Genomic DNA, 25,106 nt, shown 5'->3' with positions numbered 1-25,106 from the left:
CCTGTATCAGCCCGTCAGCTGGAAGCGACGCTTGTACTCCGTCGGCGTGGTGCCAAGATGCCGGGCGAACGCGCGGCGCAGCGTCTCGTCGCTCCCGAGACCACTGCGCCTGGCCGCTGCCGTGATGCTGTGCCCGTCGAGAATCAGCTGCTGGGCGCGATCCAGCCGAACCCGCTCGATCCACCGGCCGGGCGTGGTCTGCAGCTCGGTCTGGAACAGCCGGGTCAGATGCCGCGGACTCACCGCCACCGACGCCGCCAACGCCGGCAGACTATGGTCGGCCGCCGGGTCAGCGACGACGGCCGCAGTCGCTTCGCGGAGTGGATCGCTCTTGGCGGGCGGTGTCGCAATGGCCGTCGAGAACTGCGACTGACCGCCCGGGCGCTGCATGAACACGACCAGCTCGCGCGCCACCTCCCGCGCGACCTCCGGACCGTGATCAGCCTCGACCAGCGCGAGGGTCAGGTCGATCCCGGCGCTGATCCCGGCCGAGGTGACATACCGACCGTCGGTGATGTGCAGCGCGTCGGGCTCCACGTTCACCTGCGGATGCTTGCGAGCAAGCGTCTCCGCGTGCCGCCAATGCGTGGTCGCCCGCCTGCCATCGAGCGCGCCTAACGCAGCCAGCACAAAGGCGCCGGTACACACGGACGCGACCCGCTCGGCGTCCGCCAGTACGGCGGCAGTCTGGCGAACGTCGTCCGGTACCTGCTCGGCGAGCTGGTCGGCACCCGCGATCACCACGGTGTCGAGCTCGTCGACTTCGTTCGGTTTGACGGTGCCAGCGAGGCTCAGTCCGGCGGCGGTCGGCACGGTGCCGCCGTTCGGCGAGACCAGGACCGTCTCGTACCGCGGCGTTCCCCGATTCGCCTGGTGGAGAACCTCGAGTGGACCACTCACGTCGAGCAGCGTCACCCCGTCGTACACGATGAACGCGACGCGGTGTGTCCGAATCTGTGGTTGTCCTGGCATTTTGGACATGGCAGCAGCGTAACCGCACCGACCAACCTGGACCCATGACCGAAGAGATCGCCGGTATCAAGATCCCCGACAGCATCCTGGCGCGCGAAGCCACCGCCCTCGTCCAGGACGTCGCGACACCACTCATTTACCACCACTCGCGCCGCGTCTACCTGTTCGGCGCCCTCCGAGGTCTCGCCGACGACCTCGCGTTCGACCCCGAGCTCCTCTACGTCGGCGCCCTCTTCCACGACCTCGGTCTCACCGAGCACTACCGCCGTACCGACCAGCGCTTCGAACTCGACGGCGCCGACGAGGCCCGCCGCTTCCTCGAATCCCACGGCGTCCCCACTCCCCACGCCGACCGCGTCTGGACCGCCATCGCCCTCCACACCACCCCCGAGATCCCCTTACACATGGCGCCCGAGATCGCCCTCGTCACCCGAGGCGTCGAATACGACGTCCTAGGCGTCGGCTACGACCTACTCCCCGCTACCCAACGCGCCGCCGTCGTCGCCGCCCACCCCCGCCCCAACTTCAAGCCCCAAATCCTCGCCGCCTTCACCGAAGCCCTCGTAGACCGCCCCACCACCACCTTCGGCAACGTCAAATCCGACGTCCTCCGCCACTACCACCCCGGTTTCCACCCCACTGACTTCGTAGAGGTCATCCAGAATTCCCCCTGGCCCGAGTAATCACCCCAACGACAGGACGTATAGACCCACCGCCCGCCGCCGCCACGCTCACCACCCAGCATTCCAAGGCCGTCGGGCGGATACCTCCTGTTCGTCGGAGGATCCGTCGGCAAGGACACGTAGTAGTCGACGTACGGACTGCGGCGTACGCCTGCGGATGACCTGCCGGACCGCCTCGGCGGCACCACTACGTGTCGTTACCGACCGGAGCTTGCTTGTCCGGGGGACCTGGGCGGGTAAGGATGTGCGGTATGATGGAGAGTTCTGGGATCGACAGCGCGGTTCCGCCGAGTGGTACCGGGTGCGCGGAGTGTTTGAGCAACGACGGGTGGTGGTTCCACCTGCGGCGGTGTGCGGAATGCGGTCACATCGGATGCTGCGACTCGTCACCGGCGCAGCACGCCTCGGCGCACTTCACCGAGACCGGCCACCCGATCGTCCGCAGCTTCGAACCCGGCGAGGACTGGTTCTGGCACTACGGCGAGTCCCAGTACTACGACGGCCCCGCCCTAGCCGACCCCCAGTCCCGCCCCGCCGACCAACCAGTCCCCGGCCCCGCCGGCAACGTCCCCACCGACTGGCAGAACCACCTCAACTAGCGGTCTACAGCACGAAGCCGGTCGGGAACGGGTCGTCCGGGTCGAGGAGGTAGTTGGCGGTGCCGGTGATCCAGGCTCGGCCGGTGACTGTTGGTACGACGGCTGGGTGCGGGCCGACGGTGGTTTCCTCGAGCAGGCGGCCGGTGAAGCGGGTGCCGATGAAGGACTCGTTGACGAAGTCTTCGCCGAGGGCGAGTTCTCCACGGGCGTGGAGTTGCGCCATCCGGGCCGACGTACCGGTGCCGCACGGGGAGCGATCGAACCAGCCGGGGTGGATCGCCATCGCGTTGCGCGAGTGGGCGCCGTCGAGACCTGGTGCGGTGAACTGCACGTGTTTGCACCCGTTGATGCCGGGATCGAGCGGATGGACCGGGCGATCCGTCGCGTTGATTGCGTCCATCAACGACAGGCCGGTCGCCAGGATCTGGTCCTTGTAGGCACGGTCGAACGGGATCCCGAGCTGCTCCAACGGCAGGATCGCGTAGAAGTTCCCGCCGTACGCGAGGTCGTAGGTCAGCGGCCCCAACCCGGGCACCTCGACCACGGCATCCAAGGAATGGCTGTACGACGGGACGTTCCGCAGCGTCACGTGTTCCGCGCGACCGTTGCGCACGGCAACGTCTACGACGACCAGGCCGGCCGGGGTGTCCAGCCGGACGACGGTCACCGGTTCCTGCACCTCGACCATGCCGGATTCGACGAGCACGGTCGCGACCCCGATCGTGCCGTGACCGCACATCGGCAGCAGGCCGGAGACCTCGATGTAGAGCACACCCCAGTCCGCGTCGGGCCGGGTCGGCGGCTGCAGGATCGCCCCGCTCATCGCGGCGTGCCCGCGCGGTTCGTTCATCAGGAACAGCCGCAGGTCGTCCAGGTGCTTGATGAAGTACTCGCGCCGCTCAGCCATCGTCGCACCAGGCACGACGCCGACCCCTCCCGTGACGACGCGCGTCGGCATCCCCTCGGTGTGTGAGTCGATCGCGGTGATCGTCCGGACGGACCTCATCGCAAAGACTCCACAGCCTTCTTCATGTCCTGCTCCAGTTGCGCGACGTGTTCGGGCACGAGCGGCCCACGCGGCGGACGGCACGGGCCGCCGTACCGGCCGACATAGTCCATGCCGTACTTGATCGCCTGCACGAACTCCACCCGCGAGTCCCACCGGAACGCCGCGACCAGCGGTTCGTACAACGCGCGCGCCTCTTCCAGCTTGCCTTGTACGGCGAGCTCGAACAACCGCACCGACTCGGCCGGGAACACGTTCGGGAACCCGGCGAACCACCCGGTCGCACCCATCAGCAGCGCCTCGAGCGTCAGATCGTCTGCCCCGGCGATGACCGCGAGGTCCGGCGCGAGCTCCCGGATCTCCAGGATCCGCCGGACATCACCGGAGAACTCCTTGACGGCGACCACGTTCTCGATCTGCGCGATCTCGGCGAGCAAGTCCGGCGTCAGGTCGACCTTGGTGTCGATCGGGTTGTTGTAGACCATCACCGGCAACCCGGCCTTGGCCACCTCACTGAAGTGGTGCAGCACCTCACCCCGGTTCGCCCGGTACATCGTCGGCGGCAGACACAGTACGCCGTCCGCCCCGTCCTCCGCCGCCTTCTCCGCCCAGGCCCGCGCCTGATGCGCCCCGACCCCGTGCACCCCGACAACCACCACACCATCGTTGCCCACAGCATCAATAGCCGTTCGCGCAACCGCCCGGCGCTCGTCATCGCTCAGCGACGAGTACTCCCCGAGCGACCCGTTCGGCCCCACCCCGCGACACCCGTTGTCCACCAGCCACCGGCAGTGCTCCGCATACCGATCCAGATCCGGCCGCAACCCCGCCGGCGCCCCCGCATCCTCCAGATACGGCAACGCCGTCGCCACGATCACGCCATCCAGCTTCTCCGTCACAACGTCTCCTCAGCCTCTGCCAAATCACCCAACCGCACCGGTACGGCGATCGGCCGTTTCATCAATGGACTGTCGCCAACCAGCTCAGCCACGTTCCGCGAACAAACCCGCCCCTGACACAACCCCAACCCCACCCGACTACTCAACCGAAACGCCCGCCCAACCCCACCAACCGCCTCAACCTCCCCCCGACAAACCTCCTCACACCGACAAACCACGGTGTCGTCCCCACTCCACCCCTTCCACCCACCCCGAACCGGATAAGCCCGCCCCAAAGCAACCGCAAACCGCCGCAACCGCGTCAGCTCTCGACCCGCAGGTGCAACACCATCCACCGTGCCTGCGTGTCGTGCTGCGGCTGCGCCGGCGATTTGGCCTTCGGCGGCTGACAGGTCTGCGCCGCCGATGCCGGTGAGTTCTCCTGCGGCGAATACGCCGGGGGTGCTTGTCTGTTGGTTGGAGTCCACGACGACTGCGAGGGCGTCGTCGGTGAGGTTGCAGCCGGCGGCGACTGCTAGTTCGAGTTGGGGTGTGAAGCCGAAGCCTACGCAGACTGCGTCGCACTCCAAGCGTCGTTCGGTACCTGGGATTGGGGTCCAGTCCGCGTCGAGGCGGGCGATGGTTACTGCCTCCACCCGGTCGGTTCCGTGGGCTGCGACGACAGTCCAACCATGCCGGAGCGGAACACGGTGTCGAGCCAGCGTGCGCGCATACCCGGCGGCCTCAGCAAGCTTGCTAATAGCAACTAATGCGTCCGGCGCCCACCCACGAACAACTGTCGACAACCGGTTGGCTTCGAACAATCCGACCACCGCAGCACCGACCCCGATCAGGGACGACGCGACCGGCAGCAGGAACGGTCCGGTCCCCGCAACCACCACTCGCCGACCGACCGCGACCCGCTGGCCCTTCGCGAGCGCCTGCGCGGCACCAGCGGTGTACACCCCGGGCAGATCCCAACCAGGGAAGGGCAAAACCCGATCGTAAGCACCAGTCGCCAGCACCACAGCCCGACCATCAACCGCAAACACCGAGCGCCCGGCAGCATCCGCCGCGCCGCTCTGCACCCACAGCCGCGTCCCCTCGACCGCCCACACCGACGACTCCGGCAGATACGTGATCAGCTCATGCGACAGCACCCGATCACCCACAAACGCCTTCCGCCGTACGCCGAACTCCGCCGCGGCCTGCCGATGGAACTGCCCGCCCAGAGCACGCCCAGCGTCAACCAGCACCACCGACGCCCCACCATCAGCCGCCGCCAACGCAGCAGCCATCCCCGCCGGCCCAGCACCCACCACCACAACATCAGCCCGAACCGTCTGACCAGCAGACCCGCCAACACCCCCACGAGGCAGCACAGCCCCAGCCTGCGAACGAATCTCATCCCCCGCCGCGACAGTCCGCTGGCAAGCCCGCACGTCCGGAACCCCGTTCACTACAACCAAGCAGTCGAAACAAGCCCCGATCCCGCAAAACACACCCCTCGGCCGCCCACCACCTCGCGTAGTCCGCCAAGCGTCCTGCCCGCGCCCCAGCAACAACCCAGCCACAGTCTGCCCAGCAACCGCCTCCACCGGCGACCCGTCCACAGTCACCGGTACGACGTCCGCCATACCAACCGGCCCAAGGAAGGAAGTCATCCGGAGATCACCGCCTCCCGATCCACCCGAAACGGCTCCGCGGCAACATGCGGCGTCAATCCCAAGAACAGCTCAGTCACCAACCGCCCAGTCGAAGCAGCCAACCCGATCCCCGCACCCTCATGCCCGGTCGCATGCCACAACCCCGGCACCCGCGGATCAGCCCCGATCACCGGCAGATGGTCCGGCGCATAAGGCCGAAACCCGCCGTACGTCCGCATCACCGCAACCTCAGCCAGGAACGGAAACAACCCGACAGCCTTCCGAGCCAACTCCCGCAGCACTCGCACGCGCAGAGCCGAGTCGAACCCAACCCGCTCCCGACTCGACCCGATCAACACCGTCCCCGCCCGCGTCGACTCAACCACCGTCGACGTCTGCAGCTCCGCGTCCCCGCTCCCCACCGCGCCCACATAATCCGCGTCATAAACCTTGTGCCGAACACAGGCCGGCAGCGGCGCCGTCACCAAGATCATCCCCCGCCGCGGCAACACCCGAATCGGCGCACCAGCCTCGGCGCTGAACCCACCAGCCCAAGGCCCACAAGCATTCAGTACGGCGCCACACGCGATCACGCCGTCAGTCGTCTCGACCCCGATCACCCGACCAGACGCCGATCGCCGCACCCCGAGCGCGGTCACCCCCGACCGAACCTCACCACCGCGATCCCGCACCGCAGCGAGCAAAGCAGTTGCCGCCAGCACCGGTTGCAACTGCGCGTCATCCGGGTAGTGCACCGCAACCGTCACCCGAGGCGTCAGCAACGGCTCCAACTCAAAAGCCTCAGCCGCCGAAATCACCCGAGCGTCAACTCCAGCCGCCTGCTGCTTAGCCGCGAACGCCTTCAACGGCACCGGATCACCAGTCGCAACAACCACGCCGCCCTTGGCTTCCCACTCGACGTCAGCGGCCGGCAGCCGCGCAAGCACCGTCTCCCACTCAAACCGCGACGCGACCGCCAGCTCAAGCTCCGGCCCCGGCTCCTTGTCCGAGACCAACACGTTGCCCTCGCCGGCCGCCGTCGTACCGGATGCAGGTCCGTCGCGGTCGATCACCAGCACGCGGACCCCGGCCGCCGACAACGCCTCGGCACAGGCCGCGCCGATCACGCCCGCGCCCACGACGACCACGTCGGGCTGCGGCACGGCGACCTCCTCGATGACCGTTCATTAAACTGAACGATTTCGAGAGTACGGCGCGCACCGGCCCGCGGTCAACGTCTCAACTGCGATGCGGTCCCGGCCCGGGCGGCGCCGCGTCCGGCGGGTACTCGAGCAGCAGCACCGAGCGCACCGGCCCGTCCACCGCCGCGTACTCGTGCGGCCCACCGGCCCGGAACGCCAGGTAGTCCCCCGGCCCGAGCTCCTCGGTCCGGCCGCGCGAAGTCACCCGCAGCCGCCCGCTCAACACCACATGATGTTCGATCCCGGGGTGCCCGTCCGAGTGCTGTACGGCGTCCGGCCGCACGTCCTGCGTGTAGATCTCGAACAACCCGCCGGCCGGTTCCAGCCGCCGTACCATCCGCAGATCGATCGCCTCACCGGACAGTACGTCGACCTCCGCCGCCCGCACGAGGACCAGATCGGCCGTCGGGGCATCGCTCAGCAGCGCCGAGACCGGTACGCCGAGAGCGTTCGACAAACTGAACACCGTCTCGATGGTCGGGTTCCCGCCTCCCGACTCCAGCTGCGACAGCGTGCCCTTCGCGATCCCCGACCGCCGGGCCAGCTCGGACAGCGAGATCCCCTGCTCGTCCCGGCGCGCACGCAGGTTGGCCCCCAGCACCCGTCCCGCACCCATCGCCGCCACACCGGGAGCTTAAGGGATCACCCGCTGCCGCCTGAGTTCCGCGAAGATCCGGAAGAACATCTCGTCGGTGGCGACGTACTCGTGGAAGCCCGCCCGCCGCGCCTTCGACCCGTCGGCGAAGAAGTCGTAGTCCCACCCGAACACGAAGTCCGCGAACGGCCAGGACGACACCTCGTCGTACGACGTCTCCGCCAACCCGTGCGTCGCCTGCAACTGCTTCCACGCCGACGCCTTGTCTGCCATCACGTCCTGCAACGACATCTGCAGCGGCGGCGCAACGTCCATCTCGAACCAGCGCGCGATCTTCGGCCACAACTCGTTCCACCGGAACAGATCGCCGTTCGCGATGTTGAACGCCTGGTTCGCCGCGGCCGGCGCGGTCGCCGCCCACACCGTGGCCTTCGCGAGCAGCCCGGAGTCGGTCACCTCAAGCAACGTGTCGTACGCGCCCGGCTTACCCGGGAACCGCAGCGGTACGCCGAGTTCCTTCGACAGCGAGGCGTAGACGGCGATCGCGACCGCGAGGTTCATCGGGTTGCCCAAGGCAACACCACCGACCACGGACGGCCGCAACGCCGACCAGCTCCACGCCTTGCCGACCTGTCGTGCATCGAGGAACTGCTGCTGATCGACATTGAACTCCGGCGGCAGATGCGGCGGATCGTCCTCCCGGGCCGGCGTCTTGAACGGGCCAAGATGAGCGCCGTACACCTTGTAGCCCTGCATCAAACTGATGTGCCGCAACCCCTGCGCCACCGGCTCGATCGCATCCACGACATTGACCAGCATCGCGAGGTTCGGCGGAACCAGCTCGGCCCAGGTCGGCCGATCCTGATAGGCCACGTAGAACACGTGCGTCACCTCGGAGAGCCCGGCGAGCTTGTCCCGGGTGTCGTTTGGATCGAGCAGATCGACCGCAATCTGCTGAACCTTCCCCGGTACGTCGACACCCCCGCGCCGCGACAACCCGATCACTCGCCAATCCTCCAGCGAGGCCAGGTGATCGACCAGATTCGTCCCGATCACACCTCGTGCACCGACCACCAACGCCACGTTCTCCATGCCTCACAGCCTTCCTGACCTGCGCAGATAAAGCCAAGGCATAGTTGTCACCGATCACATAAGCTGAAGTAATGACGACGCTGCGGCAGCTCGAGTACCTGGTCACCGTCGTGGACACCGGCTCATTCACGAAGGCGGCCGAGCAACTGCACGTGACCCAGCCGGCGTTGTCTCACCAGATCCGCGCTCTCGAACGTTCGGCCGGCGGCCCGCTGCTCGAACGACTGCCGCGCAATGTCCGCCTCACCTCGACCGGCCGCGCGATGATCCCGCACGCCCGAGCCGCCCTGGCCGACGCCTACCGCGCCCAATGCGCAGCCCGCCAAGCAGCAGGTCTCGAAGTCGGCGAGCTGCAGATCGCCACCCTCTACTCGATCACCTTGGGCGTCCTACCGACCGCGCTACGACGCTGGCGACAGTCCTACCCTGACGTCGGCATCCGCCTCTTCGAGCACCGGCACACCGACGAGCTCACCGAAGCGATGTACGCCGGCCAGGCCGACCTCGCGATCGGCCCACAACCAACCGGTTGGTTGGGAACGCTGCAACCACTCGGCACCGAGGATTTCGTGGTCGTGGTCGCCGCCGACGACCCGGCAGCGATCGGCGACACGGTCAGCCTGGCCGACCTGGCCGACCGTTCGTGGGTCCACTACACGCCGAGCCACGGACTGTCCGACGTACTCGATATCGCTTGTGCACAAGCAGGTTTCGAGCCTCGCATCGCCATCCGTACCGAACAGACAGCTGCGGCACCAGCTCTCGCCGCGGCCGGCCTCGGCCCCGCACTGGTCCCCGAGAACATCCTCCCGGCGAGCTTCGACGGTCACATCCTCCGCCCGAATCCCCCGATCAGCCGCGCACTGACGGCGTACACGCGCGGCCGCCCGGACCCACTGGCCGCCGCCTTCATCGACCTCCTCAGCTGACTGTCAGCCTGTCCAAAGCGTTGACCAGCGGAGACAGCTCCGGCAGCTCGGCAGCCTTCTCCAGAGCGGAAGTCAGTACGGCGTCATGCGTCGGCTGAGCCTGGTCGAGTAGATCGCGACCGGCTTGCGTGACCTCGGTGTAGATACCGCGGCGATCGGTCGGGCAGAGGTAGCGCTCAAGGAGCTTGCGGTCCTCCAGCCGGCTGACCAGACGCGTGGTCGCGGACTGGCTGAGCACGACTGCGTTCGACAGTTGGTTCATCCGGAGGTGGTGCTCGTCCTGGCGGGCCAGCACGTCGAGCACGCCGTACTCACTCACGGACAGACCGTGCTGCTTCTGCAGCGCGCGCTCCAGCTCGTCCTCGATCCGGGCGTGCAGAGCAGCCAGGGTCCGCCAGCCCTGCGCCCGCGCCTCCGCAGCGTCGTCCGGTAGTCCCATGACTCCTCCACTTGAAATCCACGATTGCGTACGCCATCATAGCGCTTGTGCAATAGTCGGCGTCTGCAACTATCGCGGACGCTGGTAACAGTCACAAGACTACATTCGAGGGAGACCAGAAACTATGCCTGCGGCGTTACTCGCTCTGGCGATCGGTGCGTTCGGGATCGGCACCACCGAGTTCGTGATCATGGGCCTGCTGCCCGAGGTCGCGACCGACTTCGGGGTCAGCATCCCGTCGGCCGGGCTGCTCATCTCCGGCTATGCGCTCGGCGTGGTCGTCGGCGCCCCACTGCTGACCGCGATCGGGTCCAAGGTGTCCCGCAAGACCGTGCTGATCGCGCTGATGGGTGTCTTCATCGCCGGCAACCTGCTCGCCGCGCTCGCCCCGACGTACGGCGTACTGATGACCGGCCGGATCGTCGCCGCCCTGGCGCACGGCGCGTTCTTCGGCGTCGGCTCGGTGGTCGCGGCGTCGCTGGTCCCGAAGGCGAAGCAGGCCAGCGCGATCGCGCTGATGTTCACCGGGCTGACCGTGGCCAACGTGCTCGGCGTCCCCGGCGGTACGGCGCTCGGTCAGCAGTTCGGCTGGCGGTCGACGTTCTGGGCGGTGACCGCGCTCGGTGTGATCGGGCTGCTCGGGATCGTCTTCCTGGTTCCGCGGCAGGACACTGCCGAAGGCCCCGGTCTTCGGGTCGAGCTGGCCGTGTTCAAGAACGTGCAGGTGTGGCTCGCGCTCGCGATGACCGCGCTCGGGTTCGCCGGAGTGTTCGCATCGTTCACCTACATCGCGCCGATGATGACCGAGGTCGCGGGCTTCTCGGCCGGCGCGGTCACCTGGCTGCTCGTGCTGTTCGGCGGCGGCCTGGTCGTCGGCAACCTGCTCGGCGGCAAGGCGGCGGACCGCTCACTGATGCCGAGTCTGTACCTGGCCCTCGCAGTCATGGCCGCCGTACTGGTCGTGTTCGTCTTCACCGCGCACGCCAAGCTGCCGGCGGCAATCACCATCGCGCTCTTCGGCGCGGCCGGCTTCGCGACCGTGGCTCCGCTGCAGAAGCGAGTCATGGACAAGGCGGCCGGCGCTCCGGCACTGGCCTCCGCGGCCAACATCGCCGCCTTCAACCTCGGCAACGCGATCGGCGCGTACCTCGGCGGCCTGACGATCTCGCACGGTCTCGGCTACACCGCCCCCAACTGGGTCGGCGCCGGACTCGCCCTCGCCGGCCTGAGTGTCGCCGTGCTCTCCGGGGCACTGGACCACCGCCGCCGCACCGCCACCGAACCTGTTCTCACTACAGTCTGAAGGATTTGATCCACCGATGATTCCCACCGTGAAGCTCAACAACGGCGTCGAGATGCCCCAGCTCGGGTACGGCGTGTTCCAGGTCCCGAACGACGAGACCACGGCGGCCGTGACGGCGGCTCTCGAGGCGGGCTACCGCAGTATCGATACCGCGACGGCGTACCAGAACGAGGCCGGTGTCGGGAAAGCACTCGTTGCCTCTGGCATCGACCGCGACGAGCTCTTCATCACAACCAAGCTGTGGAACGCCGATCAGGGCTACGACAAGGCGTTGACGGCCTTCGACCAGAGCCTCGGCCTGCTCGGTCTCGACTATCTCGACCTGTACCTGATCCACTGGCCCGCCCCGGACCTCGACCTGTACGTCGACACCTGGCGCGCGCTCTCGAAGCTGCTGGCCGACGGTCGGGTTCGCGCGATCGGCGTCTCCAACTTCCAGCCGCACCACCTGGATCGGCTCAACGAACTCGCCGGCATCACCCCGGCGGTCAACCAGGTCGAGCTGCACCCGTTCCTGCAGCAGGACGAGGTGCGCGCGTACGGCGCCGACTTCGGCATCCGCACCGAGGCGTGGAGCCCGCTGGCCAAGGGCGGTTCGCTGCTGACCGACCCGGTCATCGAGGCACTCGCTTCGAAGCACGAGCGCACTCCCGCGCAGGTTGTGCTGCGCTGGCACCTCCAACTCGGCAACATCGTCATCCCGAAGTCCGTCACACCGGCCCGGATCAAGGAGAACCTCAACGTCTTCGACTTCGAACTGTCGGACGAGGACCTCGCCACGATCACCCCACTAGACCGCGACGAGCGCACCGGTCCGCACCCGGACACCTTCAACGCGGTCTAGCAGTTCGCGTAGTAGTTCGCGACAGCATGGAAGGACTCCTTCGGCTCCCAGCGGTACGACGACGCCGGGTCGTCGGGATCCTTCCGCAGTACCTTGCACAGGCTGTACGCCGCGATGTCCTCGTCGTGCGGGCGGTCGTCCGGCCGATGCGGCGCGTCCGGTGAGATGAACGTGTACATCGAAGCACCGAGCAAGCCTTCGGCGGTGAATACCTTCAGCATCTTCACCAGGTGATCCGCCTGGGTCTGCTCATCACGGATGTACTGCGGCGGAATCTCGCCGTTGGTGTCGACGATGTCCCAGCCCATCCCACCCAGCTCCGGCGCCCCAGTGAACGTGCAGCACCCGAACTCCAGCACCATGATCGGCTTCCCCCACCGCCGAAACGGCGCCAGCTCCTTCGGATCAGTTCCGTAGAAGTCCAGCCCCACGATGTCGAACAACGACCAGTCCACGCTCTCCAGATCGTGCGCGGCGCCGTACGTGATCCGCCCGTGAAAGTGGCGCCGGGCAACCTTCACCATCTGCGCGGTGAACACCCGGAACTTCCGCTGCAACTCGGTCATGTCGTAGTCGCCCTTCTCCAGGTACGCGACCCGCTCGAAGAAGTCCGCCCCCGGCACGATCCCCGGCGTGAACAACATGAACTCGCACCCGACCACCAAGATCACCTCCGCCCCGAACCGCCGCCGCAACCGCTCCGCCCCGATCGCCACCTCCCGCAACTTCCCCAACGCATCCGCCTGCGGCTCATCGAACGCCCGAGGCTGCACCGAAACCGCCATCCCCTGCTTCAGCACTTCGGTCGCCGTCTCCACCAACCGCCCCACATCGCTCCCGTAGACGCTCACCCAGTTGGCGTGCAGCCGATCGTGAATCGCCCGAACCTCCCCCTGCATCAACCCGCGACTCCACCGCACCCGGCTGTCATCCCCCAGGAACCCCGTCCCCACGTCATAAGCCACCCCCCGAAACGCCAGCCGCCGCCCACCTCCACCCAGGGACCGGGCTTGCGTCTCACTCCCCACGGCGGCCGCGGCGGGTGGTGGCAGGGCGGCCCCCGCGACCAGCCCGAGAGCAGCCGCACGTCGAAGGAACTGCGCCCGATCCATCCGCGATTCGCTCATACCCCGAGTCTTCGCCGACAGCGCGACCGAGTCGTCCACCCTCCGTCCCCGGTCGTGCGACTTTGGTTGCTAACACATCGTCTTCAAATCTGACACACTGTTTCAGTGCGAGCAGCAGACGAACGGACGGCACTCGGTTCGGTATGGCTCCGGACCGAGGCCGAGGCGACCCGGGCACCTCTCACCCGCGAGCAGATCATCAGCACCGCGATCGAGCTCCTCGACCGCGACGGCCTCGACGGCTTCTCGATGCGCAAGATCGCGGCCGAGCTCGGTACCACCGCGACCTCCGCCCTCTACTGGCGGATCGCCAACAAGAACGACCTGCTGGAGCTGGCAGTCGACGAAATCCTCGGTACGGCGGTCGCCGACGCCGGCCCGGGCGATTGGCGGGACCACCTCACCCTCGCGTGCACAGCGGCGTACCGGGCATTGTGGGAACACCCCTGGGCGCCGCAGCTGCTCGCGACCCACGCCGGTCTCGGTCCGAACTACCAGGCGTTCACCGACCAGCTCGTCTCGATCCTGGCCGGCGCCCGCTTCAAGGGTGAGCACCTCGACTCCGCGGTCTCGGCTGTCTTCCACTACCTGATCGGCTCGGCCGTCACGGACTCCGCCTGGTCCGCGATGGTCCGTCGCAGCGGACTGACCGAGCGCCAGTGGGCCAACAAGGCCGGCGACCAGCTCGGCGTCGGCGCGGAGAGTCTGGCCGCGTACCTCAACCGCGCCAACCGCGCCGGTCCGGAAGCACGGTTTTCCGCGGGACTCCGGGTGATTCTGGTCGGACTGCGACCACGGCAGCTTTCCTGACGCTTGTGACACAGGGATGACCCGTCACCACTGTGCCCGGTCAATCGCTTGTGCTACTCCCTGTCGTCGTACAACTCTTCACGGTGATGGGACCGCGCCGCCCTGCGGTCCCAAACAAACCCTGGAGTGTGAGGCATGACAGGAAAGCTCAAGCTCGCCCGTGCCGCGTTCGCCGCCGTCATCCTGGTGGCAGCATCAGCCGGAGCAGTGGGTCAGGCGCAGGCCGCCAAGTCGAAGCCGCCGGCCCCGATCGTCGGCGGAACGCTGGCCAGCACCGCGCAGACCCCGTGGGCGATCGCGCTGAACAACACCCGCTCGTCCGACCCGTACGACCAGTACTGCGGCGCCACTCTCGTGAAGGCGAACAAGATCGTCACCGCGGCGCACTGCGTCACGCAGCCGATCAGCACCTACACCGCAGTCCAGGGTCGCGACGACCTGCGCACCACGGTCGGTAAGACCTCGAAGATCTCCAAGATCTGGAAGGACCCGCTGTACGGCGTCCAGTCCGGCCACGACGTCGCCGTACTGACCCTGACCACGCCGTTCACCGGTATCGCCACCCTGCCGCTGGAGTCCAGCCGGGCTGCCGACGCGGTCGGCGCGCAATCGACCGTGTACGGCTGGGGCGAGACCGAGGGCACCGGCCCCTCGGACCGCTTCCAGAAGGTGCTCACCCCGGTGCTCGGTGACTCCTACTGCCAGCAGCAGTACGCGGGCGAGGGCTACGTCGCCAACGGTGAGATCTGCGCCGGCTACAAGGCCGGTGGCAAGGACTCCTGCCAGGGCGACTCCGGTGGCCCGCTCGTCCTGAACGGCCGCCTCTTCGGCGTCGTCTCCTGGGGCATCGGCTGCGCCGACGCCGGCAACCCGGGCGTGTACGCCGAGGTCGCCTCGTACTACAGCGCACTGACCACCCAGATCAACAACTAGTCACACCTGGAGTGGCCGGCCCACGGGGGCCGGCCACTCTACTTTTACAGGTCTGCGAACGCCGACACCGGATTCTCGAACGCATCGGCCACGAACCGCAGGAACCCCGCAGCCGTCCCGCCGTCACACACCCGGTGGTCGAACACCAACGACAGCTGAGTCAGCTTCCGCACCGCCAGCTCGCCGTCCACCACCCACGGCCGATCAATGATCCGCCCAACCCCCAGGATCGCCACCTGCGGATGATTGATGATCGCCGCACTGCCATCCACCCCGAAACTCCCGTAGTTGTTCAACGTGAACGTCCCACGGTTGAGTTCCTCCGGCGTCAACCGCCCAGCACGGGCCGTCTCCATCAACCGCCGAATCTCCACGTCCAACCCACGCGCACTCAACTGGTGAGCGTTGACAACCGCCGGCACCACCAACCCACGCTCAGTCTGCGCCGCCAGCCCGAGATTCACCCCATCGAACTGAACAAGCTCATCCCGCTCAGTATCCACAAACCCGTTCAGCTCCGGATACTTCACCAACCCAGCAACCACAAACCGCCCCATCAAAGCCAGCAACCCCGGCCCCGAATCACTTGCCGACCGCAACGACTCCCGCAACTCGAGCAACGCGGTCGCATCAACATCAACCCAAGTAGTAGCCTCCGGAATCTCCCGCCGACTCCGACTCAAAGTCGCAGCCACAACCTTCCGGAACCCACTCATCTGTTCCCGCTTCAACTCCCCAAGCCCAGTCCGAGAGTCGACTCCAGTCACGGCAGCTGGGGCACCGGCCGGCAACCCTCCACTCACTTCAGCCCGAGGCGCCAGGCTTGGACTAACAACATTCTCGGCGGCACCAGGCACGACCTCGTCCGCCGCAGGTCCAACACGGCGTGCGATAGCCAGCTCCACATCCCGCCGAACAATCAGTCCGTCCGCCCCAGACCCCACCAACCCCTTGAGATCCACACCGGCATCGCGAGCCAACCGTCGTACCAGCGGTGAAATCACCCGCACAACCCGCGGCTCAACAGCAACGGCAGCACCACGCGGCTTCCGCCGACGGCCGGCACCGGCGGCTTCCCCAGTCCCATAGCCGATCAGCACATTCCCGGACCCCGCGCGCTCCTCCTCGCGATAGGCCGCACCGACCTCAGCCCCGATGGTGATCAGCGGCTTCCCCACCGGGATCACCGTCCCAACCTCACCATGCAGCTCCTCAACCACCCCCGCATACGGCGAAGGCAGCTCCACGACAGACTTCGCCGTCTCGACCTCAGCAACCGGCGTATCCACAGCGACGACATCACCAGCGGCCACCAACCACCGCACGATCTCGCCCTCGGTCAACCCCTCACCGAGATCCGGGAGCAGGAACGTGTTCACGAGTCCTCCCACTGCAGATCGTCAACAGCGTCAAGGATCCGGTCCACCCCCGGCAGCTGGAACCTCTCCAGCTTCGGCGGCGGATACGGAATGTCGAACCCGGTCACCCGCCGCACCGGCGCGGCCAGCGAATGGAAACACCGTTCGGTGACCCGAGCAACGATCTCCGACGACACACTCGCGAAACCACTCGCCTCGGCAACAACCACAGCCCGCCCAGTACGCCGTACTGCAGCACAAACCGTCTCGTCGTCAAACGGCACCACCGACCGCAGATCCACGACCGTCAGCTGCCGCCCCTCAGCCGCAGCAGCCTCCGCGGCCTCGAGAGCGACCGGCACCGAAGGCCCATACGCAATCAGCGTCGCGTCCGCGCCTTCCCGCCGTACAACAGCCTTCCCGATCCCCGGCACAGATTCAGTCAGATCGACCTCCTCCTTGGCCCAGTAGAGCTTCTTCGGCTCCATGAACACCACCGGATCCGGCCACTCGATTGCCCTACGCAACAACGTGTACGCGTCCGCAACAGTGCTCGGAGCAACAACCGTCAACCCCGGCGTGTGCGCGTAGTACGACTCCGAAGAATCACAGTGGTGCTCAACCCCGCCGATCCCACCGGCATAAGGCATCCGGATCACCATCGGCAACGCGACCCGGCCGCGGGTACGGTTCCGCATCTTCGCGACATGCGAGACGATCTGCTCGAACGCCGGGTACCCGAACGCGTCGAACTGCATCTCGACCACCGGCCGCATCCCGTTCATCGCCAGCCCGATCGCCATTCCAACGATCCCGGACTCGGCCAACGGGGTGTCGAAGCAGCGATCTTCGCCGAACTCCGCGGTCAGCCCGTCGGTGATCCGGAAGACCCCGCCGAGCGCCCCGACGTCCTCACCGAACATCAGCACCGAATCGTCGGCGGCCATCGCGTCCCGCATTGCCTGGTTCAAGGCCTGCGCCATCGAAATCTTCTGGTGTGTCATATCAGGCCTCCTCTCGCGCCAGCTCGTCCCGCAGGAACGCGGCCTGCTCGGCCAGCTGCGGCGTCGGTACGGCGTACAGGTGGGCGAACAGGTCTTCCGGATCAACACTCGGTTCCGGCATCAGCCCGTCGCGCAACTGCTGCGCCACCCGCGTGGCCCCGTCCTCGGCCCGCTTCTTGAGGTCGTCGCTCAGCAACCCGGCGCTGCTCAGATACGCCTCGAGCCGTTTGATCGGATCCTTCGCCAGCCACGGTGTCACTTCGTCGTCCTGCCGATAACGCGTCGCGTCGTCAGCGTTCGTATGCGCCTGCACCCGATACGTGTGCGCCTCGACCAACTGTGGCCCCTCGCCGGCGCGCGCCTTGGCAACAGCCTGCCCCAGTACGGCGAGCAGCCCGGCAAGGTCGTTGCCATCGGCCCGTTCTCCCGGGACGCCGTACCCGATGCCCTTGTGAGCAATGGAAGGCGCGACCGTCTGCTTGGACAGCGGCACCGAGATCGCGTACTCGTTGTTCTGCACGAAGAAGACGACCGGCGCCTTGAAGACCGCCGCGAAGTTCAGTGCCTCGTGGAAGTCACCTTCGCTGGTCGCACCGTCACCGCACAGCGCCATCACCACGGTGTCCTCGCCCTTCAACCGCGCCGCGTGCGCAACCCCGACCGCGTGCGTCAGCTGGGTCGCCAGCGGGGTGGACTGCGGCGCGACGTTGCGCGCGTACGGGTCGTAGCCCGAGTGCCAGTCACCACGCAGCAGCGTCAGCGTCTCGATCGGGTCGACACCACGGCTCACGATCGTGACCGTGTCGCGGTACGTCGGGAACAGCCAGTCCCCGTCGGCCAACACCATCGAGGCGGCGACCTGGCAGGCCTCCTGCCCGTGCGACGACGGGTAGACAGCCAGCCGGCCCTGCCGGACCAGCGCACTGGCTTGATCGTTGATCCGACGACCCTTGATCAACTCAACGTAGCCATCGACCAGCGCCTGCTCACCCGGCAGCTGGTACGACGAATTTTCGTGCAGAACCCCGTCCTGGTCGATCAACCGGACAGGTTCTGTGGAGGGGAGCAAGAGCTCCTCGACGGTAGTCATGAGCCCTCCAGGCGCAGGAGACGGACGGTGGCCACATCGTCGTACTTCTGGCCATTCGGATCCAGACCTGGGAAAATGCCGAGACGTTTGGTCATCGACGGTTGAAATTGGAGTGCGAATGTCCCAGGACGAGATCCCGCATCACGCCGGACCTGGACGGATGGTCATCGCTCCGGCGCTCGACGAGATCGACCGGCAGATCATCGAGGCCCTGGGGCGCGACGGAAGGCTCTCGATCCGCGCCCTGGCCGAGCAGGTGCACATCTCCCGCGCGAACGCCTACGCTCGCGTCGAACGCCTCACCAGCACCGACACCATCACCGGCTTCACAGTCACCGTGGACCCGCTGAAACTGGGCCTCGCCACCTCGGCGTACGTCACCCTGAGTCTCCGCCAGAGCTCCTGGCGCACCCTGCGCGAACAACTCCAAGCCATCCCCGAAATCAAACACATGGCCCTGGTAGGCGGCGACTTCGACGCCATCCTCCTGGTCCGCGCCGCCGACAACGAGGGCCTCCGCCGCGTAGTCCTGGAAAAGCTCCAGGCCATCCCCGAAGTCCTGGGCACCCGCACAGCCCTCATCTTCGAAGACCTAGGAACCCTCTAACACCCGCAAGACTTCCGAACCACCAACTCCGTCGGACAAGCAGTCGCCTCACCGTTGGTCCCCTCAACCAACTGCCTCACCACCTCAGCCGCCATCCGCTCCACCGGCTGCCGAACCACCGTCAACCCCGGCCAACACCACTCCGCCTCCGGCGTCCCATCAAACGCCACCACCGCCAAGTCCTCCGGCACTCGCAACCCCGCCTCCCGCACAGCCCGCAAAAGCCCAACCGCCTGCAAATCCGAACTGGCAAACACAGCCGTAGGCCGCTCCCCCAACCCCACCAACCACCGCCCCGCGTCGTACCCACCCTCCCGACTAAACCCCACCCTGATTAGCGGCCCATCCGCCAACCCCGCCCCCCGCAGTCCTTCCCGCCAACCCCGCTCCCGCTCCGGCACCCCGCCTCGCTGGAACCCCATACCCTCATCAGCGGGAGTGGGCGCGGCCTTGCCCGCCGCATGTCCACCGCGTCGAGCGCCGGGGCCACCGATCACCAGGGCGATGCGGGTGTGACCGTGCCAAACCAGGTGTTCGACGGCGGCTCGGGCACCCTCGCGGTAGCGGGGACTGACCGAGCTCACCCCGGGCAGCACGCGGTTGACGACAACCACCGGCACGTCGGCGCCGGCCAGGTCGGGGGCTTCGGTTGGCGTCACGAGCACCAGCCCGCTCACCTGTCGCGCCAGTAGCTGCGCGACCTTCGTGCGCTCGGTTCCCGGATCACCATCAGCACTCGTCTGCAGTACGACGTACCCACGCTCGTCAGCGGCTTTGTCGATCGCCTTGGCCAGCTCGGCGAACAACGGGTTCCCACCGTCCGGCGTGATCAGCCCGAAGGTCCGCGTGCTCCCCGTCCGCAGCGCTCGAGCCGTAGCGTTCGGCCGATACCCGAGCACCCGGATCGCCTCGAGCACCCGCTCGCGCGCCGCCGGCGACACCGCCCGCGGCCCGTCGTTCACCACGTAACTCACAACCGCCGTACTGACACCGGCGTACCGCGCGACGTCGTTACGCGTGACTGGGGACGACATGACCCCGATCGTAGCGACCGTTGACCGCATGCAAAGCCCCTTGTTAGCCTCGATCTACACGAGTAGATTCCTCCACGAGTAGAGAGGCCGCCGCCATGGCCCGCCGCTATGCCGTCGCCGGAACCGGCTCCCGGGCCCGTGAGTACGTCCGGGCGATCTTCCAGGACCACCCCACCGACGCCGAACTGGTAGCCCTCCTCGACCCGAACCCCGGTCGCCTCGCCTTCCACCAGCAGTACGTCGAAGGACTCGGCGGCCACCAACTCCCGCAGTACGGCGCCGACGACCTGGAGCGCATGGTCAAGGAGCAGTCCGTCGACCGAGTCATCGTCACCAGCCCCGACTACACCCATGCAGCTGTGGTCTCCCGCCTCCTCCGCGCAGGCGCCGATGTGATCGTCGAGAAGCCCCTCACCATCGACGCGGAAGGCACCCGTCAGATCGCCGCAGCGATGGCGGAGTCCGGCAAGTCCGTCGTCGTGACCTTCAACTACCGCTACTCACCCCGCAACAGCGCACTACGCAAGCTGATCGCGGACGGCTCCATCGGCACGGTCACCAGCGTCGAGTTCCAGTGGGTGCTCGACACCAGGCACGGAGCGGACTACTTCCGTCGCTGGCACCGCCAGAAGCAGAACTCCGGCGGACTGCTGGTCCACAAGGCCTCTCACCACTTCGACCTAGTCAACTGGTGGATCGCCTCCGAACCCGCCCGCGTCTTCGCCTCCGGCGCACTGTCCTTCTACGGCGACCAGAACGCCGCAGCCCGCGGCCTGGGCCCCCGCCCGCCGCGCGGCACCGTGGACGACTGGTCCGACGACCCCTGGCTCCTCGACCTCCGCCACGACGAAGCCAACCGCCGCCTCTACTTCGAGAGCGAGAAGTACGACGGCTATCTCCGCGACCAGGACGTCTTCGGACCAGGCATCACCATCGAGGACAACCTGGCCGTCATAGCCGAGTACACGAACGGCGCCCGCCTCAGCTACTCGCTGAACGCCCACTCCCCCTGGGAGGGCTACAAGGTCTCCGTCAACGGCACCGAGGGCCGCGCGGAGCTGGAGGTCGTCGAACGCGCCGCAGTGATCGACGCCAGCATCGACCCGAGCTATCCGGCCGGAAACCTGATCACCGGCGACATCCGCTCCGACGGCGAACGCCTCGTCCTCCAGAAGCACTGGACCGCCGCAGTCGAGGTCGAGATCCCCCGAGCCGCCGGCGGCCACGGCGGCGGCGACCGCCTCCTCTACGCAGACCTCTTCCAAGGCCCCGGCGACGACCCACTCGCCCGCGCCGCCGACATCAACGACGGCATCAACGCAGTAGCAGTAGGCATCGCCGCCAACCAGTCCCTCACCACCGGCCAACCAGTAACCGTCGCCGACCTAAACCTCGGCTAGCTCCCTGGTCGGTGCGTACCGAAGGTCCACTCATAGCCCTCGGGATCGGCGACCCGGCAGCGGTAGTTGCCCCACTCGCTCAAATCCGCCTCCCAGATCGACTCCGCCCCCGCAGCTAGGGCAGAGCGATACACCTCATCCACCTGCTCACGACTGTCGAAAGCGAGGTACATACCGTGCCCAACGGTGTCTCCCTTGCGCACCGGTCGGTCATACCCGTCCCTGTCACTGAACAGCGTGAACGCGACGCCGCCGTACCGCATCTCCGCATGCGAGATCCCGCCCTGCTCGTCCGGAACCTCCATGGTGGTCTCGAATCCAAAGGCACGCTCCAACCATCGCAGTGCGCCGACCGCGTCGCGGTAGCCGAAGTACGCATGGAAGGTCGCTGTGCTGACGTTGTGCTCACTCATGCACCCAGCATCACCGCCATGGCGGACACCTGCCGTCCGCTACCCCAACGGATTCGGCTGCCGCGCCGCCCTCTGCCGGCGGAACCAGATGAACAAGGCAATACAGGGCACCAGCAAGCCACCGATGCCGAGTGCAAGGAAGTCCCACTCCGCACCGATGTGGTCGACCAACCACCCGAAGTTCTGGCCGAAGAAGCCGGTCACGAAGGTCAGCGGCAGGAAGATCGTCGCCAGGATGGTCAACTGCTCGATGGTCGCGTTCTGCTGCACACCCACCTTGGTCTGCTCGACCGAGATGACTGCCATGTTCGCCTCCAGCACCGTCGCCAACAGGTCGCGTTGAGCCGCCACCTCCTCGTTCACCAGCACCAGGTGATCGCGGACATCGCGGAAGTACGGCAGCAACTCGGTGTTACGAGCACCGCGCTCGATCGTGGCCAGTACGGCGATCAGCGGATGCACAGCGCGGTAGAAGTCGGTCACCTCGCGGCGCAGGAAGTAGATCCGCTCGGTCGGAGCGACCGCACCCGCGAACACCGTCCGCTCGACCTCCTCGATGTCACGCTCCAGCTCCGCGACGACGGGACCGTACCCGTCGACCACCTGGTCGAGGATCGCCCAGAGCACCGAGTTGGTCCCAGCCTCCAACAGCTCCGACCGCTGCTCCAGCCGGATCCGGGCGCCGTGCAGATCACTCGCGACACCTTGGCGGACCGTGATCACGAACGCCGGCCCGACGAACACACTGACCTCGCCGAACTCGACCTCCTCCCGCTCCTCGTCGTACCGGGCGGTGCGCAGGATGACGAGGCGGATGTCACCCTCGTACGGTTCGACCTTCGGCCGCAGGTGGAAGGTCTGCGCGTCCTCGACGGCGAGCTCGTGCAGGCCGAAACTCTCGCTGACCTGCGCGAGCTCCTCGGCGGTCGGATCGAACATCCCCAGCCAGACGAATCCGCCCTTGGAACATTGCGCGGCGGCCTCGCGGACCGACATCGTCTCGACGTGCTGACGGCGGCCGTCCTGGTAGTAGGCGCAGTCGATGATCATGGTTGCCTCCCTCTCCCGAACCTCACCCCGGTCTCGATCGTCGCCGATGGGGTGGCCGGGAAACAGGGGCGAACAGGTGAACTTCGGTCCGGTTCCGGTTCAGTTCCTGTCCAGTTCCTGGGAAAGGGCAACCGGGTACCTGGTCCGGGCAGGATCGGTCGATGAGGATGGGACGCATGGGACAACCAGTGGTGCTGATGCCGAAACCGATGCATACCGCAGTCGCCGAAGGGCTGAGCGGTCACTGTGAGTTGATCCGGCTCTGGGAGGAGAGCGACCCCGACGCGGTCCTCGCCGACCGCCGCGACGAGATCGTTGCCGTCGCCACCGGTGGCACCCGCATCGACGACGCGTTCCTGGATCGACTACCTGCGGTGCGGATCGTGGCGAGCTTCGGCGTCGGCTACGACCAGATCGACGCCACCGCCGCGGCCGCGCGCGGCGTCGTCGTCACCAACACTCCCGGCGTGCTGGACGACGAGGTCGCGGACACCGCGCTCGGGCTGCTGCTGATGACGGTCCGCGAGCTACCGCAGGCCGAGCGCTACCTGCGCGCCGGCAAGTGGCAGCAGGACGGCGCCTATCCGTTGACCAAGGCAACAATGAACGGCCGCCGCCTGGGCATCCTCGGCCTGGGCCGAATCGGCCAGGCAATCGCCGACCGCGTGACACCGTTCGGAATCTCGGTGGCCTACCACAACCGCAGCCAGAAGGACGTCGACTATCCCTACTACCCGACCCTGCTCGAGCTGGCACACGACGTCGACACGCTGATGGTGGTGATCCCCGGCGGCGACTCCACTCGTCACCTCGTGAACGCCGAGGTCCTCGAGGCCCTGGGACCCGACGGAATCCTGATCAACGTCGCCCGCGGCTCGGTCGTCGACGAGCAGGCACTGGTCGACGCCCTCCGCTCCGGCACGATCTACGCAGCCGGCCTGGACGTCTACGAGCACGAGCCCAAGGTCCACCCCGACCTACTCACCCTCCCGAACGCAGTGCTCCTGCCCCACGTCGGCTCAGCCACCATCCCCACCCGAATCGCCATGGGCAACCTAGTCGTCGAGAACCTCCTCAACTGGTTCACCTACGGAACCGCCCTAACCCCAGTACCAGAATCCCAAAACCTCTGACGGTGGTTGAGGGTGCTCAATCTGGTTGCCGGCCAGCGATCTCGGGTCGTCGGGGGTGTCTGGCGCGTTGGTCGGAGCATTTTCGCCTGGACCCGAAACTCCTCCGACTAACGCAAGACCTCGAGCATCCCGCACCTCAGCCACAGTCCGTCAGCCCCAGACCACGTGCAGCCGCGGTCGCGGGGCCTCGCCAACCAGCCCAGCCACCCGCGCGGCGCACCCTCTGGTTTTTGTCGGCCGCCTTTTGGTGGTCGAGTCGGGGTACAGGCGCGGAAGGACTCGGCCGGTGACGTCCGCTGTGGCTGATCGCCGCTCCCGGCCGACCAAAAAGACAGCATGGCGGGGCGCCGCGGTGGCTGAGGCGGATGGCGAGGCCCGGTGACCGCGGCTCCACGTCGCCTGGGGTTACCGGGCTGTGGTTGCCGTGCGGGAAAGAGCCTGCTGGCAGCTGACCCACGCCGCACCTCACCACCCCGCGCCTCACCAAACCACTTCGCGCCGCGCCAACAAACCGCCCCGGCGCCGCACCCCATCAACCACGCAACACCTCACCAAACCACTCCGCGCCGCGCCCTCACCACCCGCGCCGCGCCAAACCACCCCGCGCCGCGCCCCACCAAAGCCGCGCCCCCTCGTCGTGCGTGCAGTGCGGTGATGCGTTGGCCGGTAATTTTTTCGCGGGATAGCGCCCCAAAGTTACCGACCAACGCAACCTCCGCCGCCGGTAACGTCCGACGATCCGGAGACCGGGGCTGCGTGAGACCGGGGCTGCGGGTTCTTCGGACGTTGTGGCAGCGGGGATCCCGGATGCCGCAGCGGCGAGCCTCGACTAGCCGGCATTCTCGACTAGCTGGCATTGGGGTGAGCCCCAAGGCCGGTTAGTTAAGGCGGGTTGGGTGGTGTCAAGGGGTGTGTTGAACGTAAAGCAGCGGAGCTCTGTTGGGTAGACAGGTTTGTCC

Annotated in this window: 25 protein-coding genes; 10 read left to right on the top strand and 15 right to left on the bottom strand. The window is 67.1% G+C overall.

Features of this window, described 5'->3' with window-relative positions; all coding sequences use genetic code 11:
* Nucleotides 1-6: 6 nt before the first annotated feature.
* On the bottom strand, nucleotides 7-981 hold the full coding sequence (locus ACFTSF_RS33300) for a GlxA family transcriptional regulator (RefSeq protein WP_380158561.1): 975 nt from the start codon (nucleotides 979-981) through the stop codon (nucleotides 7-9).
* A 35-nt stretch (nucleotides 982-1,016) separates the two neighbouring features.
* On the opposite strand from ACFTSF_RS33300, the gene ACFTSF_RS33295 reads away from it, so the two are divergent.
* Both ACFTSF_RS33295 and ACFTSF_RS33290 read left to right on the top strand, forming a co-directional pair.
* Nucleotides 1,017-1,655 carry an HD domain-containing protein gene (locus tag ACFTSF_RS33295; RefSeq protein WP_380158560.1) on the top strand — a complete coding sequence of 213 codons (639 nt, stop codon included), beginning with the start codon at nucleotides 1,017-1,019 and terminating at the stop codon, nucleotides 1,653-1,655.
* Between the two features lie 251 nt (nucleotides 1,656-1,906).
* Entirely contained in the window at nucleotides 1,907-2,254 is a 348-nt protein-coding gene (locus ACFTSF_RS33290) for a UBP-type zinc finger domain-containing protein (RefSeq protein ID WP_380158558.1), read from the top strand.
* Nucleotides 2,255-2,258: 4 nt separating this feature from the next.
* Here ACFTSF_RS33290 and ACFTSF_RS33285 read toward each other — a convergent pair whose 3' ends face one another.
* The 6 genes from ACFTSF_RS33285 to ACFTSF_RS33260 form a co-directional block, all read right to left on the bottom strand.
* Nucleotides 2,259-3,260: a proline racemase family protein gene (locus tag ACFTSF_RS33285; RefSeq protein WP_380158556.1), complete on the bottom strand. Its 1,002-nt coding sequence runs from the start codon at nucleotides 3,258-3,260 to the stop codon at nucleotides 2,259-2,261.
* A complete protein-coding gene (locus ACFTSF_RS33280) occupies nucleotides 3,257-4,159 on the bottom strand; it encodes a dihydrodipicolinate synthase family protein (protein ID WP_344149759.1) in 903 nt (300 codons plus the stop codon). The genes ACFTSF_RS33285 and ACFTSF_RS33280 overlap by 4 nt, the downstream gene beginning before the upstream one ends.
* Nucleotides 4,156-5,775 (bottom strand): FAD-dependent oxidoreductase, encoded by a 1,620-nt coding sequence (locus ACFTSF_RS33275; RefSeq protein ID WP_380158846.1) that lies wholly within the window; start codon nucleotides 5,773-5,775, stop codon nucleotides 4,156-4,158. The genes ACFTSF_RS33280 and ACFTSF_RS33275 overlap by 4 nt, the downstream gene beginning before the upstream one ends.
* Before the next feature lie 23 nt (nucleotides 5,776-5,798).
* The gene (locus tag ACFTSF_RS33270) at nucleotides 5,799-6,947 is read right to left on the bottom strand and encodes an NAD(P)/FAD-dependent oxidoreductase (RefSeq protein WP_380158554.1); all 1,149 of its coding nucleotides are present in this window, start codon (nucleotides 6,945-6,947) and stop codon (nucleotides 5,799-5,801) included.
* Between the two features lie 76 nt (nucleotides 6,948-7,023).
* Nucleotides 7,024-7,602 carry a helix-turn-helix domain-containing protein gene (locus ACFTSF_RS33265; RefSeq protein WP_380158844.1) on the bottom strand — a complete coding sequence of 193 codons (579 nt, stop codon included), beginning with the start codon at nucleotides 7,600-7,602 and terminating at the stop codon, nucleotides 7,024-7,026.
* Between the two features lie 18 nt (nucleotides 7,603-7,620).
* Nucleotides 7,621-8,673 carry an SDR family oxidoreductase gene (locus tag ACFTSF_RS33260; protein WP_380158552.1) on the bottom strand — a complete coding sequence of 351 codons (1,053 nt, stop codon included), beginning with the start codon at nucleotides 8,671-8,673 and terminating at the stop codon, nucleotides 7,621-7,623.
* A 71-nt stretch (nucleotides 8,674-8,744) separates the two neighbouring features.
* Here ACFTSF_RS33260 and ACFTSF_RS33255 point away from each other — a divergent pair, with 71 nt between their 5' ends.
* Nucleotides 8,745-9,602, top strand: coding sequence for a LysR substrate-binding domain-containing protein (locus tag ACFTSF_RS33255; RefSeq protein WP_380158550.1), 858 nt, complete (start codon nucleotides 8,745-8,747; stop codon nucleotides 9,600-9,602).
* Here the strand turns inward: ACFTSF_RS33255 and ACFTSF_RS33250 are convergent.
* Entirely contained in the window at nucleotides 9,595-10,041 is a 447-nt protein-coding gene (locus tag ACFTSF_RS33250) for a MarR family transcriptional regulator (RefSeq protein WP_344149749.1), read from the bottom strand. The two genes, ACFTSF_RS33255 and ACFTSF_RS33250, sit on opposite strands and share 8 nt — an antisense overlap.
* A gap of 124 nt (nucleotides 10,042-10,165) precedes the next feature.
* Here ACFTSF_RS33250 and ACFTSF_RS33245 point away from each other — a divergent pair, with 124 nt between their 5' ends.
* Together ACFTSF_RS33245 and ACFTSF_RS33240 are read left to right on the top strand one after the other, a co-directional pair.
* Nucleotides 10,166-11,344 (top strand): MFS transporter, encoded by a 1,179-nt coding sequence (locus tag ACFTSF_RS33245; protein WP_380158548.1) that lies wholly within the window; start codon nucleotides 10,166-10,168, stop codon nucleotides 11,342-11,344.
* Between the two features lie 16 nt (nucleotides 11,345-11,360).
* Nucleotides 11,361-12,188: an aldo/keto reductase gene (locus ACFTSF_RS33240; RefSeq protein ID WP_380158546.1), complete on the top strand. Its 828-nt coding sequence runs from the start codon at nucleotides 11,361-11,363 to the stop codon at nucleotides 12,186-12,188.
* Here ACFTSF_RS33240 and ACFTSF_RS33235 read toward each other — a convergent pair.
* Nucleotides 12,185-13,315, bottom strand: a complete 1,131-nt coding sequence (locus ACFTSF_RS33235) for a hypothetical protein (RefSeq protein ID WP_380158545.1) — start codon at nucleotides 13,313-13,315, stop codon at nucleotides 12,185-12,187. The genes ACFTSF_RS33240 and ACFTSF_RS33235 overlap by 4 nt on opposite strands.
* A gap of 105 nt (nucleotides 13,316-13,420) precedes the next feature.
* On the opposite strand from ACFTSF_RS33235, the gene ACFTSF_RS33230 reads away from it, so the two are divergent.
* Both ACFTSF_RS33230 and ACFTSF_RS33225 read left to right on the top strand, forming a co-directional pair.
* Nucleotides 13,421-14,125, top strand: coding sequence for a TetR/AcrR family transcriptional regulator C-terminal domain-containing protein (locus ACFTSF_RS33230; protein WP_380158543.1), 705 nt, complete (start codon nucleotides 13,421-13,423; stop codon nucleotides 14,123-14,125).
* Between the two features lie 135 nt (nucleotides 14,126-14,260).
* Nucleotides 14,261-15,058 (top strand): S1 family peptidase, encoded by a 798-nt coding sequence (locus ACFTSF_RS33225; protein WP_380158541.1) that lies wholly within the window; start codon nucleotides 14,261-14,263, stop codon nucleotides 15,056-15,058.
* 44 nt (nucleotides 15,059-15,102) lie between these two features.
* On the opposite strand, the gene ACFTSF_RS33220 is transcribed toward ACFTSF_RS33225, so the two are convergent.
* Genes ACFTSF_RS33220 through ACFTSF_RS33210 form a run of 3 tightly spaced genes read right to left on the bottom strand, consistent with a single transcriptional unit; the run spans nucleotide 15,103 to nucleotide 18,510 of the window.
* Nucleotides 15,103-16,437 carry a dihydrolipoamide acetyltransferase family protein gene (locus ACFTSF_RS33220; RefSeq protein ID WP_380158539.1) on the bottom strand — a complete coding sequence of 445 codons (1,335 nt, stop codon included), beginning with the start codon at nucleotides 16,435-16,437 and terminating at the stop codon, nucleotides 15,103-15,105.
* Nucleotides 16,434-17,420 carry an alpha-ketoacid dehydrogenase subunit beta gene (locus ACFTSF_RS33215; RefSeq protein WP_380158538.1) on the bottom strand — a complete coding sequence of 329 codons (987 nt, stop codon included), beginning with the start codon at nucleotides 17,418-17,420 and terminating at the stop codon, nucleotides 16,434-16,436. The genes ACFTSF_RS33220 and ACFTSF_RS33215 overlap by 4 nt, the downstream gene beginning before the upstream one ends.
* A 1-nt stretch (nucleotide 17,421) precedes the next feature.
* Nucleotides 17,422-18,510: a thiamine pyrophosphate-dependent dehydrogenase E1 component subunit alpha gene (locus tag ACFTSF_RS33210; protein WP_380158536.1), complete on the bottom strand. Its 1,089-nt coding sequence runs from the start codon at nucleotides 18,508-18,510 to the stop codon at nucleotides 17,422-17,424.
* A 118-nt stretch (nucleotides 18,511-18,628) separates the two neighbouring features.
* On the opposite strand from ACFTSF_RS33210, the gene ACFTSF_RS33205 reads away from it, so the two are divergent.
* Complete coding sequence (locus ACFTSF_RS33205) at nucleotides 18,629-19,117, top strand: Lrp/AsnC family transcriptional regulator (RefSeq protein WP_380158534.1); 489 nt, start codon at nucleotides 18,629-18,631, stop codon at nucleotides 19,115-19,117.
* On the opposite strand, the gene ACFTSF_RS33200 is transcribed toward ACFTSF_RS33205, so the two are convergent.
* Nucleotides 19,114-20,151 (bottom strand): LacI family DNA-binding transcriptional regulator, encoded by a 1,038-nt coding sequence (locus ACFTSF_RS33200; RefSeq protein ID WP_380158532.1) that lies wholly within the window; start codon nucleotides 20,149-20,151, stop codon nucleotides 19,114-19,116. The genes ACFTSF_RS33205 and ACFTSF_RS33200 overlap by 4 nt on opposite strands.
* A gap of 95 nt (nucleotides 20,152-20,246) precedes the next feature.
* On the opposite strand from ACFTSF_RS33200, the gene ACFTSF_RS33195 reads away from it, so the two are divergent.
* Entirely contained in the window at nucleotides 20,247-21,551 is a 1,305-nt protein-coding gene (locus tag ACFTSF_RS33195) for a Gfo/Idh/MocA family protein (protein ID WP_380158530.1), read from the top strand.
* Here the strand turns inward: ACFTSF_RS33195 and ACFTSF_RS33190 are convergent.
* Together ACFTSF_RS33190 and ACFTSF_RS33185 are read right to left on the bottom strand one after the other, a co-directional pair.
* Nucleotides 21,548-21,964, bottom strand: coding sequence for a VOC family protein (locus tag ACFTSF_RS33190; protein WP_380158528.1), 417 nt, complete (start codon nucleotides 21,962-21,964; stop codon nucleotides 21,548-21,550). The genes ACFTSF_RS33195 and ACFTSF_RS33190 overlap by 4 nt on opposite strands.
* A gap of 39 nt (nucleotides 21,965-22,003) precedes the next feature.
* Nucleotides 22,004-23,014 carry a magnesium and cobalt transport protein CorA gene (locus ACFTSF_RS33185; RefSeq protein WP_380158526.1) on the bottom strand — a complete coding sequence of 337 codons (1,011 nt, stop codon included), beginning with the start codon at nucleotides 23,012-23,014 and terminating at the stop codon, nucleotides 22,004-22,006.
* A 176-nt stretch (nucleotides 23,015-23,190) separates the two neighbouring features.
* Here ACFTSF_RS33185 and ACFTSF_RS33180 point away from each other — a divergent pair, with 176 nt between their 5' ends.
* Nucleotides 23,191-24,147: a 2-hydroxyacid dehydrogenase gene (locus ACFTSF_RS33180; RefSeq protein WP_344149717.1), complete on the top strand. Its 957-nt coding sequence runs from the start codon at nucleotides 23,191-23,193 to the stop codon at nucleotides 24,145-24,147.
* Nucleotides 24,148-25,106: the final 959 nt, after the last annotated feature.

This window comes from Kribbella sp. NPDC056951 (assembly GCF_042674205.1).
GTDB lineage: Bacteria > Actinomycetota > Actinomycetes > Propionibacteriales > Kribbellaceae > Kribbella > Kribbella yunnanensis.
This window is presented reverse-complemented; position numbering and strand designations above follow the sequence as displayed.